This window comes from Ideonella sp. (genome assembly GCF_036277275.1).
GTDB lineage: Bacteria > Pseudomonadota > Gammaproteobacteria > Burkholderiales > Burkholderiaceae_C > Ideonella.
The window spans coordinates 81,640-94,097 of record NZ_DASUNH010000174.1; the positions used below are offsets into that span (position 1 = coordinate 81,640).

Annotated in this window: 10 protein-coding genes; all 10 read left to right on the forward strand. The window is 65.6% G+C overall.

Going from position 1 to position 12,458, the window contains the following annotated elements:
• The first annotated feature begins 155 nt into the window (after positions 1–155).
• The 10 genes from VFY73_RS29865 to VFY73_RS29910 all read left to right on the forward strand — a co-directional run bounded on the left by VFY73_RS29865 (position 156) and on the right by VFY73_RS29910 (position 12,455).
• Positions 156–1,475: an aspartate aminotransferase family protein gene (locus tag VFY73_RS29865; protein ID WP_329725242.1), complete on the forward strand. Its 1,320-nt coding sequence runs from the start codon at positions 156–158 to the stop codon at positions 1,473–1,475.
• 133 nt (positions 1,476–1,608) lie between these two features.
• Positions 1,609–2,907, forward strand: a complete 1,299-nt coding sequence (locus tag VFY73_RS29870; RefSeq protein ID WP_329725243.1) for an FAD-binding oxidoreductase — start codon at positions 1,609–1,611, stop codon at positions 2,905–2,907.
• Between the two features lie 5 nt (positions 2,908–2,912).
• Positions 2,913–3,719: a gamma-glutamyl-gamma-aminobutyrate hydrolase family protein gene (locus tag VFY73_RS29875; protein WP_329725244.1), complete on the forward strand. Its 807-nt coding sequence runs from the start codon at positions 2,913–2,915 to the stop codon at positions 3,717–3,719.
• A gap of 102 nt (positions 3,720–3,821) precedes the next feature.
• Entirely contained in the window at positions 3,822–5,189 is a 1,368-nt protein-coding gene (locus VFY73_RS29880) for a glutamine synthetase family protein (RefSeq protein ID WP_329725245.1), read from the forward strand.
• Positions 5,190–5,342: 153 nt separating this feature from the next.
• Positions 5,343–6,752, forward strand: coding sequence for an aspartate aminotransferase family protein (locus VFY73_RS29885; RefSeq protein ID WP_329725246.1), 1,410 nt, complete (start codon positions 5,343–5,345; stop codon positions 6,750–6,752).
• Between the two features lie 159 nt (positions 6,753–6,911).
• Positions 6,912–8,027 carry a polyamine ABC transporter substrate-binding protein gene (locus VFY73_RS29890; protein WP_414654567.1) on the forward strand — a complete coding sequence of 372 codons (1,116 nt, stop codon included), beginning with the start codon at positions 6,912–6,914 and terminating at the stop codon, positions 8,025–8,027.
• A 90-nt stretch (positions 8,028–8,117) separates the two neighbouring features.
• The gene (locus VFY73_RS29895; protein WP_329725247.1) at positions 8,118–9,215 is read left to right on the forward strand and encodes an ABC transporter ATP-binding protein; all 1,098 of its coding nucleotides are present in this window, start codon (positions 8,118–8,120) and stop codon (positions 9,213–9,215) included.
• Positions 9,216–9,224: 9 nt separating this feature from the next.
• Positions 9,225–10,166: an ABC transporter permease gene (locus VFY73_RS29900; RefSeq protein ID WP_329725248.1), complete on the forward strand. Its 942-nt coding sequence runs from the start codon at positions 9,225–9,227 to the stop codon at positions 10,164–10,166.
• Complete coding sequence (locus VFY73_RS29905; RefSeq protein WP_329725249.1) at positions 10,163–11,038, forward strand: ABC transporter permease; 876 nt, start codon at positions 10,163–10,165, stop codon at positions 11,036–11,038. The genes VFY73_RS29900 and VFY73_RS29905 overlap by 4 nt, the downstream gene beginning before the upstream one ends.
• Before the next feature lie 25 nt (positions 11,039–11,063).
• The gene (locus VFY73_RS29910; protein WP_329725250.1) at positions 11,064–12,455 is read left to right on the forward strand and encodes a DUF3138 family protein; all 1,392 of its coding nucleotides are present in this window, start codon (positions 11,064–11,066) and stop codon (positions 12,453–12,455) included.
• The last annotated feature ends 3 nt before the right edge of the window (positions 12,456–12,458 follow it).

Below are 12,458 nucleotides of genomic sequence, written 5' to 3' on the forward strand. Positions count from 1 at the left end.
AAGTGTCTCAGAATTCTTCGCAGAAAGTTGCGCCACCTAGGGTTGCCCCGTGCAGATCGCGCAAGCACATTGCGTGGGGTCTTCTCTAGACTCTCTTCCCTATCAACGCCGCTCCAGTGACACCCAAGGTCGCTGCTGAGGCCCGGAGATCGAAGATGACCACGCCCTCGCCCGCCGCGCTCGACGCCTACTGGATGCCTTTCACGGCCAACCGCCAGTTCAAGAAGGCCCCGCGGTTGTTCACCAAAGCGTCGGGCATGCACTTCTGGACCGACGACGGCCGCCAGGTCCTCGACGGGGTCGCCGGCCTGTGGTGCGTGAACGCAGGCCATGCGCGGCCGAAGATCGTCAAGGCGATCGCCGAGCAGGCCGCTGAGCTGGACTACGCGCCGCCCTTCCAGATGGCGCACCCGAAGGCTTTCGAGCTGGCGCACAAGGTGGCCGAGCTGGCACCGGCCGGCATGAACAAGGTGTTCTTCACCAATTCGGGCTCCGAGTCGGTCGACACCGCACTGAAGATGGCCCTCGCCTACCACCGTGTTCGCGGTGAAGGCCAACGCACCCGGCTGATCGGCCGCGAGCGCGGCTACCACGGCGTCAATTTCGGCGGCATCTCGGTCGGTGGCATGGTCGCCAACCGCAAGATGTTCGGCAACATGCTGGGCGGCGTCGATCACATCCGCCACACCCATGACCCGGCGCGCAACGCGTTCAGTGTCGGCCAGCCTGCCAACGGCGCCGAGATCGCCGAAGACCTGGAACGCCTGATCGCGCTGCACGACGCGTCGACCATCGCCGCAGTGATCGTCGAGCCCGTTGCCGGCTCCACCGGTGTGTTGATCCCGCCGGTCGGCTATCTCAACAAGCTGCGCCAGATCTGCGACCAGCACGGGATATTGCTGATCTTCGACGAGGTCATCACCGGCTTCGGCCGCACCGGCTCGGCCTTCGCTGCGCAGACTTTCGGCGTCACGCCCGATCTGATCACCTGCGCCAAGGGCCTGACCAACGGCTGCGTGCCGATGGGCGCCGTGATCGCTAAGCAGTCGATCTACGACACCTTCATGCAGGGGCCCGAGCACCTGATCGAGTTCTTCCACGGCTACACCTACTCGGCCCACCCGCTGGCCTGCGCGGCCGGCATCGCAACGATCGAGACCTACCAGGAAGAGGGCCTGCTGACCCGCGCCGCCGAGCTGCAGGGTTACTTTGGCGAGGCGCTGCACTCGCTCAAGGGCCTGCCGAACGTCATCGACATCCGCAACATCGGGTTGGTCGGCGGCATCGAGCTGAGTGGCCGCCCCGGCGCGCCGACGCAGCGCGCGTTCGACGTGTTCCTCGACTGCTACAACGCCGGCGTGCTGATCCGCACCACCGGTGACACGATTGCCTTGTCGCCGCCGCTGATCATCGAGCGGGCGCAAATCGACCAACTCGTCGGCACCATTGCTACTGCGCTGAAGCGCGTGGCCTGACGGACGATGGCCCCAACGCCGCTTCGCGCCGGTCCCCCGAGGGGATCAGGCCACTTGGGGCGGCCCTGCGTGGCCTGACACCGCCAACCACCGACGCCGACCAACGAACCGAGGGCTTGCCTAGCGCCTACATATGAGTTTCCTCAGCATCGACCGCGATCTCGCCCGCGATTCGTACTACGCTGCCACGACGCAGCGCGGGCCAGGTTTCCCTTCGTTGACAGGCTCCGTCGAGTGTGATGTGGCCATCGTGGGGGGCGGCCTCGCCGGACTCAGTGCCGCACTGGAGCTGGCCGGCCAAGGCTTCAAGGTCACGCTGCTGGAAGCCAAGCAAGTGGCGTGGGGCGCCAGCGGGCGCAACGGTGGCCAGGCCATCCATGGCCTGGCGTGCGACCAGGAAACCATCGAGGCCCAGCTCGGGCTCGAAGACGCCAAGCGCGTCTGGGCGATGTCGCTCGAGGCGATCGACCTGATCCGCCAGCGCATGGCCACCCACCGGATCGACTGCGACTGGCGCGACGGCTACCTGGGCCTGGCCACCAGCCCCAGCAAAGCCAAGGATCTGGAAGCCTGGGCCGACCGCATGGCCGAGGTCTACGGTGCAAAGTTCACCCACATCGCACCGAATGAAACCCTACGCTGGATCGACAGCCCACGCTACGCCGGCGGCATCCACGACCCGCACTCGGGCCACCTGCACCCGCTGAAGTATTCGCTCGGCATCGCCGCCGCGGTGGCAGCGGCCGGCGTGCGGATCCACGAAAACAGCGCAGTCACTGCTGTCGAGCAAGTCACCGATGGCGTGCGCATCGCCACGGCCCAGGGCGAAGTGCGCGCCAGGCAGGCGCTGCTGGCCGGCAATGTCTATCTTCAAGGGATGGCGCCGCAGCTGGAACAGCGGATCATGCCGGTCGGCACCTACATCGTCTGCTCCGAGCCCATCGCGCCGGCGCTGGCCGATTCACTGGTGCCCAGCCGCTCGGCCGTCTGCGATACCAACTTCGTGCTCGACTACTTCCGCCCGACCAACGACAACCGCATGCTTTATGGCGGCCGCGTCAGCTACAGCACGATGACGCCGCGCAACCTGGCCGAGAGCATGCGCCAGCGCATGGTCGGCACCTTCCCGCAGCTGGCCGGCACGAAGATCCAGTACGCCTGGGGCGGCTTCGTCGACATCACGATGAACCGGGCGCCCGACTTCGGCCGCCTCGGCCCGAATCTTTACTACCTGCAAGGCTTCTCCGGCCATGGCCTGGCCTTGACCGGCCTGGCCGGCAAGCTGGTGGCCGAAGCGATGAATGGCGACGCCTCGCGCTTTGACGTTTTTGCACGCCTGAAGCACCATGCCTTCCCGGGCGGCCGTTGGCTGCGCACCCCGGCGCTGGTGCTGGGCATGGCCTGGTACCGCCTGAGAGACATCATCGGATGAACGACATGACCCTGCCCCAGAACGTGGCTGCCACCGCTGACGCGAAGGCCGCCAGCCCCAAGCCCATCGTGCTGGTCCCGGCCTGCAACCGCATGCTCGGCGAGCACCCGTTCCACATCGCCGGCAAAAAGTACATCGACGCCGTGCGCCTGGCCGGCGGCCAACCGCTGATCGTGCCGTCGGCCGAAGAGGCCGAACTCGAAGCGCTGCTCGGCCTGGCCGACGGCGTGCTGCTGACCGGCTCGCCATCGAACGTGCACCCCAGCCACTTCGGCGAAGAGGTGCTCGACCCGTCACTGCCGCTGGACCCGCTGCGCGACAGCTGGACGCTGCCGCTGATCCGCCGCGTGATCGACCGCGGCATCCCGCTGTTCACCATCTGCCGCGGCACCCAGGAGACCAACGTGGCGCTTGGCGGCTCGCTGTACCAGGCGGTGCACGCGCACGAAGGCCACGAAGACCACCGCGGTGCCGATGGTGCACCGGCGGCCGAGGTCTACGCGCCCGCCCACGACGTGGTGGTGGCTGAAGGCGGTGTGCTCGCCAAGGTCGTCGGCCAATCGCGCTTCGAAGTCAACTCGGTGCACGGCCAGGCGGTCAACCGGCTGGCCGACGGCCTGCGCGTCGAGGCCCGCGCGCCGGACGGCGTGGTCGAAGCTTTCTCCGTGGCCGACTCGGCCGGCTTCTCGCTGTGCGTGCAATGGCACCCCGAGTGGCTGGCCGCCGACAACCCGGTGTCGATGAAGATGCTCACCGCTTTCGGCGAAGCCTGTCGCCGCTACCGCGAAGGACGGCGAGGCCCCCACCCGTGACCGGGCCCACCTGACGCCACCTTATCGCGGGGCCCGCGCGGCCCGCGCTCCGGATCAGCCGGGGGACCAACCGCGCGTACACAAAGCAAAGCAGGTGCCATCATGGCCAGCAGAGAACATTTCAATTTCGCCGAGCTCGAACAGTGGCTCAACCAGAACCGTGTCACCGAGATCGAGTGCCTCGTGCCAGACCTCACCGGTGTCGCCCGCGGCAAGATCCTGCCGCGCCAGAAGTTCACCGAAGACCGCGGCATGCGCCTGCCCGAAGCCATCGTCGGCATGGGCGTGACGGGTGAGTTCCCCGAAGAGGGCCCGTACTACGACGTCATCAACCCGACGGACCGCGACATGCACCTGCGGCCCGACCCGGCTACCGTGCGCATCGTGCCCTGGGCGACCGACCCGACGGCGCAGGTCATCCACGACTGCTACGACCGCGACGGCAACCTGGTGCCTTTCGCGCCGCGTTCGGTGCTGCGCCGCGTCTGCGACCTGTTCGCCGCCGAGGGCTGGGATCCGGTCGTTGCACCGGAGCTCGAGTTCTACCTCGTCGCCCGCAACACCGATCCCGACATGCCGCTGAAGCCGCCGGTCGGCCGCAGTGGCCGCTCGGAAACCTCGCGCCAGGCTTATTCGATCGACGCGGTCAACGAGTTCGACCCGCTGTTCGAGGATGTGTACGACTACTGCGACAAGATGGAGCTGAACGTCGACACGCTGATCCACGAGATCGGTGCCGGCCAGATGGAGATCAACTTCTTCCACGCCCACCCGCTGGGCCTGGCCGACGAGGTGTTCTTCTTCAAGCGCACGGTGCGTGAGGCAGCGCTGCGGCACAACATGTTCGCCACCTTCATGGCCAAGCCGATCGCCGGCGAGCCGGGCAGCGCAATGCACATCCACCAGAGCCTGGTCAACAAGGCGACGGGCCGCAACCTGTTCAGCAAGGAAGACGGCACGGCCAGCGACGAGTTCTACTGGTACATCGGCGGCCTGCAGAAGTACATCCCCGCCGCGATGGCGCTGTTTGCTCCGTATGTGAACAGCTACCGCCGGCTGGCCCGCTTCACCGCAGCCCCGATCAACATCCAATGGGGCACCGACAACCGCACCGTCGGCATCCGCTCGCCGGTGGCCAGCGCGCAGGCCCGGCGGATCGAGAACCGCGTGATCGGTGCCGATGCGAACCCGTACGTCGCGCTGGCCGCCACGCTGGCCTGCGGCTACCTCGGCATCAAGAACAAGATCCAGCCGACGCCGGAATGCAAGGGCGATGCCTACCTGGGCGAATACCAGCTGCCGCGAAGCCTGGGCGAGGCACTCGAGCTGCTGCGCAACGAGAAGGACCTTGCCGAAGTGCTGGGCAAGGACTTCATCACCGTCTACACCGAGGTGAAGGAAATCGAACACGCCGAGTTCATGAAAGTGATCTCGCCGTGGGAGCGCGAGCACCTTCTGCTTCACGTCTGAGAGCGATGAATCTTCCTACTGCGCGAACCGATCTCGCATCTGTGCTGCTCGCCGTACGGGAGTACGGCTGCGCTGCTCGAAGCGACCTCGATCCGCTCGCTACGGAATCTTCACCACTCTCACCAAGTTTTTGACCCCTTCCTGCTGATAACCATGAGCACCATCACCATCCAAGCCCCCGCCGTCGCCAGCAAGCGCTCGACCAAAGAGTGGCAGCAGGCCGATGCCGCCCACTTCCTGCACCCGTTCACCGATTTCGGCGCGCTGGCCAAGAAGGGCTCGCGCATCATCACCAAGGCCGAGGGCATCTACCTCTGGGACAGCGAGGGCAAGAAGATCCTCGATGCGATGAGCGGCCTGTGGTGCGTCAACGTCGGCTACGGCCAGCAGGCGCTCATCGACGCAGCCACGCGCCAGCTGAAGGAGCTGCCGTTCTACAACGCCTTCTTCCAGACGGCCACGCCGCCGGCGATCGAGTTGGCCGAGCTGCTGTCGCAGGTGACGCCGCCGCAGTTCCAGCACGTGTTCTTCGCCGGCTCGGGCTCGGAAGGCAACGACACCATCGTGCGCATGGTGCGCCGCTACTGGGACATCCTCGGCCAGCCCGAGCGCCAGGTCATCATCGGCCGCCACAACGGCTACCACGGCTCGACGATGGCCGGCGCTTCACTCGGCGGCATGAGCGGCATGCACGCGCAAGGGGGCCTGCCGATCCCCAACATCGTGCACATCGAGCAGCCCTACTGGTTCGAAAACGGCAAGGGCATGGAGCCGGACGCGTTCGGCAAGGTGGCCGCCGGCTGGCTCGAGGCCAAGATCCTGGAGATCGGCGCCGACAAGGTGGCCGCCTTCATCGGTGAGCCGGTGCAAGGTGCCGGTGGCGTGATCGTGCCGCCCAAGACCTACTGGCCCGAGATCCAGCGCATCTGCGACAAGTACGACATCCTGCTGGTCAGCGACGAGGTCATCACCGGCTTCGGCCGTACCGGCAACTGGTTCGGCTGCGAGACGATGGGCAGCAAGCCCGACCTGATGACCTTCGCCAAGGGCGTCACTTCGGGCTACATCCCGCTGGGCGGCGTGATGGTCGGCGATCGCGTGGCCAAGGTGTTGATCGAGCAAGGCGGCGACTTCAACCACGGCTTCACCTATTCGGGCCACCCGGTGGCCTGCGCCGTGGCAATCGCCAACATCAAGCTGATCCAGCAGCTGAAGCTCGTCGAGCATGTGCGCGAAGACGTTGGCCCGTATCTTGCTGATCAATTCGCCGGGCTGCGTGACCACCCCTTGGTCGGCAGCACCGACACATGCGGTTTGATGGGCGCGATCCTGCTGGTGAAAGACAAGGCCAAGGGCACCCCCTTCCCCGGCGAGCTGGAGGTCGGCATGGTCTGCCGTGGCCACTGCTTCGGCAACGGGCTGATCATGCGTGCCGTCGGCGACCGCATGATCATCGCGCCGCCGCTGGTGATGACCCGCGCGCAGGTCGACGAGATGATGGTGCTGGTGCGCAAGGCACTCGACCTGACGCTGGCGGATGTGCACGCCAAGGGCTGGCTCTGAGCGCCGGGGCGGCGCCCGCACCGATGGCCTTTCCCGATGACCGCCGGCTAGACTGCCGAGCGACCCCGCCGGCCGCAGGCCCTCCCATGCTTTGCGATCCGCCTTCCTGCGCCGCCAGCCCGTTCCCTTGATTTCACTTCGTCAAACGGAGATTCCTACATGAAGTTCTCGTTCGCCCGCACAGCCCTGATGCTGGCCACCGCCCTGATTGCCACTGCCGGGCCTGCCCAGGCGCAAGAGGAAGAAAAGGTCCTCAACATCTACAACTGGTCGGACTACATCGCTGACGACACGATCAAGAACTTCGAGAAAGAGACCGGCATCAAGGTCCGTTACGACAACTTCGACAACAACGAAATCCTGCATGCCAAGCTGGTGGCCGGCAAGACCGGCTACGACATCGTTGTCCCTTCATCTAACTGGGCAGGCCTGCAGATCCTCGGCGGCTTGTTGGCCAAGCTGGACAAGTCGCAGCTTCCGAACCTGAAGAACGTCGACCCGGCGATCGCGGCCCAGCTGGCCAAGATCGACCCGGGCAACCAGCACCTGGTTGACTGGTTGTGGGGCTACACCACCGTCGGCATCAACGTCGACAAGGTGAAGGCCGCGCTGGGCTCGACGCCGATGCCGGACAACGTCTGGGACCTGGTCTTCAAGCCCGAGTACGTCAGCAAACTGAAATCCTGCGGCGTGTCGTTCCTGGATTCGGCCGACGAAGTGGTGCCGGCCGCCCTGCACTACCTGGGCAAGGAACGCGTGTCCAAGAACCCGGCCGACTACACCGCGGCCTCCAACCTGCTCAAGAGCGTGCGGCCGTACGTGACGCTGTTCAGCTCGTCGGGCTACATCAACGACATGGCCAGCGGCTCTGTCTGCGTGGCGCTCGGCTGGTCCGGCGACATCAACATCGCCCGCCAGCGCGCCATCGACGGCAAGACGGGCCAGAAGATCGAGGCCCTGATCCCGAAGAACGGCGGCCTGCTGTTCTTCGACGTGATGGCCATTCCTGCCGACGCGCCCCATCCCGGCAACGCGCACAAGTTCATCAACTACATCCTCAAGCCCGAGGTGAGCGCGTCGCTGACCAACAAGGTCTTCTACGCCAACTCGGTGCTCGAGTCGAAGAAGTTCATCAAGCCCGAGGTCGCCAACAACCCGACGGTGTTCCTCTCCGAAGAGAACGTCAAGCTGATGAAGGGCTCGGCCGACCTGCTGAACAACGAGATCCGCCGCCAGCAGAACCGCGTCTACACCTCGTTCAAGACGGGACTTTAAAAAACCAAGTGGCGTGCGCGGATCCGGCTCTGCCGGTCCGCTGCGCGAGCCCCCTCGGGGGGCAGCGACCGGAGGGAGCGTGGGGGCTCCATGACTATGACTGACAACTCGAAGTTCCTTCAGATCAAGGACGTGGTGAAGGACTTCGGCGGCTACAAGGCCGTCAACCATGTGAACCTGGACATCGCCAAGGGTGAGATCTTTGCGCTGCTCGGCTCCTCGGGCTGCGGCAAGACCACTTTGCTGCGCATGCTGGCGGGTTTCGAGACCCCCAGCTCGGGCAGCATCGTGTTGAACGGAACGGACCTGTCCGGCATGCCGCCCTACGAGCGGCCGCTGAACATGATGTTCCAGTCGTACGCGTTGTTCCCGCACCTGACGGTGTGGGACAACATCGCCTTCGGCCTGCGGCGCGATGGGCTGCCCAAGGACCAGGTGGCGACGCGCGTCGAGGCGATGCTGAAGCTGGTGCAGCTGAGCAAGTTCGCCAAGCGCAAGCCGCACCAGTTGTCGGGTGGCCAACAGCAGCGTGTGGCGCTGGCGCGCAGTCTGGCCAAGCAGCCCGAGCTGCTGCTGCTGGACGAGCCGCTGGGCGCACTGGACAAGAAGCTGCGCGAGCAGACCCAGATCGAGCTGGTCAACATCATCGAGCAGGTCGGCGTGACCTGCGTGATGGTGACTCACGACCAGGAAGAGGCCATGACGATGGCCTCGCGCATCGCGGTGATGAGCGAAGGCCGCTTCCTGCAGGTCGGCACGCCGAACGAGATCTACGAAACGCCGGCCTCGCGCTTCGTGGCCGACTTCATCGGCAACGTCAACCTGATGGACGGCACCGTCGCGGTCGACGAACCCGACCATGTGATCATCGACTGCGCCGACTGCCGCCACTACGTGGGCCACGGCATCACCGGCACGCTGGGCATGCCGGTGGCCGTGGCGCTGCGGCCCGAGAAGATCCAGCTCGCAGCCGAGAAGCCCGATGGCGAATTCAACACCGCCCGCGGCACGGTGGAAGAGCTGTCGTACTTCGGCAGCTTCACCGTCTACCGCATCAAGCTGGCCAGCGGGCTGGTGGTGGCGGTCAGCCAGGCCAACACCGAGCGCCACCGGGAACACAACTTCACCTGGGGCGATACCGTCTGGGCCCACTGGACCGACGCCGCGCACGTGGTGCTCACGCAGTAAGGAGCCACCATGAGTTTTGCCATTCGCAAGCCCCGCTTCCTTCCGAAATGGTGGCGGGGCCGCAGTGCGGTGATCGGCATCCCGTACCTGTGGCTGCTGCTGTTCTTCCTGGCGCCGTTCCTGATCGTCCTGAAGTTCTCGCTGTCCGAGATGGGTGTGGTGTCGGTCGAGAACGTGCTGACCGTGGCTGACGGCACCGTCAAGCTCGCGCTCAAGTACTCGAACTACGTCTTCCTCACCACCGACGACCTGTACGTCAAGGCCTACCTGTCGAGCCTGAAGTACGCGGCGGTCACGACGCTGTGCTGCCTGTTCATCGGCTACCCGTTCGCCTACTTCATGGCGCGCTCGCACCCGTCGCGGCAGCCGACGCTGCTGATGCTGGTGATGCTGCCGTTCTGGACTTCGTTCCTGCTGCGTGTCTACGCCTGGAAGGGCCTGCTCGATGAAGGCGGCTGGGTGGCGGACCTGCTCACCTGGCTGCGCATCGACCACCTGCTGCTGGCCGGCGGGATGATCGAAGCGGCCGACAGGTACCTGCATACGCCGTTCTCGCTGGTGGTGGGCATGACCTACACCTACCTGCCGTTCATGATCCTGCCGCTGTACGCGAACCTGGCCAAGATGGACCTGCGCCTGCTCGAAGCCGCGGCCGACCTCGGCGCGACGCCTTGGGTGGCGTTCTGGAAAGTCACGGTGCCGTTGTCCAAGGCCGGCATCATCGCCGGCTCGATGCTGGTGTTCATCCCGTGCGTCGGCGAGTTCGTGACGCCCGAGCTGCTGGGCGGCCCGCAGACGCTGATGATCGGCCGCGTGCTGTGGGACGAGTTCTTCAGCAACAACGACTGGCCGATGGCCTCGTCGGTCGCCGTGGTGCTGGTGTTGCTGATCGTGCTGCCGCTGGCGCTGTTCAACAAGTACCAGGCCGAAGCTCAGGAGAAGTCCAAATGAGCCGCGCCGTCTTCGGTACTCGTTTCGCCGCCGGTTTCGGCAAGGCCTGGCTGGTCGGGGGCTTCCTGTTCCTGTACCTGCCGATGATCACGCTGATCATCTACTCGTTCAACAAGTCGCCGCTGCCTGCGGTCTGGGGCGGCTTCACCTTCGAGTGGTACGGCAAGCTGATCCACGACACCGAGATCCTGTCCGGTCTGTGGATGTCGCTGAAGATCGCCTTCCTCTCGGCCTGCTTCTCGGTGATCTTCGGCACGCTGGCCGCCTTCGCGCTGGTGAAGTACCGGCGCTTCACCGGCCGCACGCTGTTCTCCGGCATGGTCAGCGCACCGCTGGTGATGCCCGAGGTGATCCAGGGGCTGTCGCTGCTGCTGATGCTGGTGGCGATCCAGGGCTGGACGCAGAGCCTGTTCGGCACCGCCTTCCCCGAGAAGGGGCTGATCACCATCCTGCTGGGCCACATGATGATGGGCTTGGCCTACGCCGCCGTCGTCATCTCGGCCCGCCTGCAGGATCTGAACCCCCAGCTCGAAGAAGCGGCGATGGACCTGGGTGCCAAACCCTGGCAGGTGTTCTACCTCGTCACGCTGCCGATGATCTCGCAGTCGCTGGTCTCGGCGTGGCTGCTGACCTTCAGCCTGTCGCTCGACGACGTGGTCGTGTCCGCCTTCCTGAACGGCCCCGGCTCAACCACGATGCCGCTCGTGATCTTCTCGCGCGCCCGGCTGGGCCTGAGCCCCAGCATCAACGCCGTGGCCACCTTGATCATCGTTGCCGTGGCCGTCTGCGTCACCGTCGCCAGCATCATGGTCGCCCGCGCCGAGCGCCGGCGTGCCGCCGAAATCAGCGCTGCCCAGCGCGATGCCTCCTGAAAAGTCCTCACCCCCCGGAGACCCTATGAAGAACATCCGACTCACTGCCTTGTCTGTCGCCCTGCTGGCCGCGTTCGGGGCCCCGGGCGCCATGGCGCAGAGCAACGAGGAGTTGCTGAAAGAGCTGAAGGCGCTGCGCGCGCGCGTCGAAGAACTGGAAAAGAAGGTGGCCGCGAAGCCCGCCGCCCAAGCCCCTGCCCCCGCCGAGCCCAAATGGGGCATGACGCCTGAGCAGGTGCAGGACTTCAACCGCATCGCGGTGAAGACCGAGGCGATCGAAGACCAGCTCGAGAGCCAGGGCTACAAGGGCCTGAAGGTCTCCGGCTACATCGAACCGGCCTTCGTCTACAACCAGCGGCAAGAGCGCGCCGGCTTCCAGTTCCTGAACCAGCAGGCCGACGGCTACGCCTACGACACCTCGTACATCGGCTCGGCCTCGATCGACTTCACCAAGGAAGTCGAAGGCGGCACGATCTGGAAGCTGACGCTGACGCCCAACCGCGGTGTTGGCGCCGCCATCGACGGCGCCAGCATCGTCCAGGAAGCCACCGTCGCGATCCCGCTGAGCTCGCTGCAGACGCGTCTGGTGGTCGGCCAGATCCCCGACTGGTCGGGCTACGAGTACCAGCAGCCGACGCTGAACCCGTTCACCTCGCACAACCTGCTGTACGACTTCACGCTGCCGGTCGGCTACACCGGCATCGGCATTTCGCACACCCAGGGCAAGTGGTGGCTGCGCGGTGCGATCGCCAACGTCAACTCGACCATCCGCGGCCCGGGTGAGAAGGCGCCGGCGCTGGTCTACCGCGTCGACTATTCGAAGGGCGAGTTCGACGGTTGGGGCCTGGCCGGCCTGCATGGCAAGACCGCCAACTTCAACTACGAGAACAAGCGGACGATGGCCCACCTGTTCGAGGTGGACGGCTACTACCTCCGCGGCGACTGGGCATTGCAAGGCCAGGTCAGCTTCGGCACCCAGAAGGAAGGCGCCATCACGCCGGACGCCGAGGGCAACTTCCGCGACTCGCGCTGGTGGGGCGTCTCCGGCCTGGCCGGCTACATGTTCACGCCCCGCCTGCAGGGCCTGGTGCGCGCCGACTACATCAACAACAAGGCCAACGGCGGCGGCCTGTTCGGCTACAACGGCTACTCGTACTTCGACGACGAGGCGGGCGAAATGGTCTTCGGCAACGATGGCCGCAACGGCATCGGGCCTGATCTGGCCGGCGACCTGAACCGCGGCGCCAACCGCTACGCTGTCACCGTCGGCATGAAGTACGCGTACGACCTGAGCACCACCTTCAAGCTCGAGTACCGCCTGGACGGCGCCGACCGCGCCGTCTTCGAAGACCTCAACGACGGCACGTACAAGAAGAACAACTCGATGGTCGCGGCCTCGGTGGTCGTCGCGTTCTAAGCC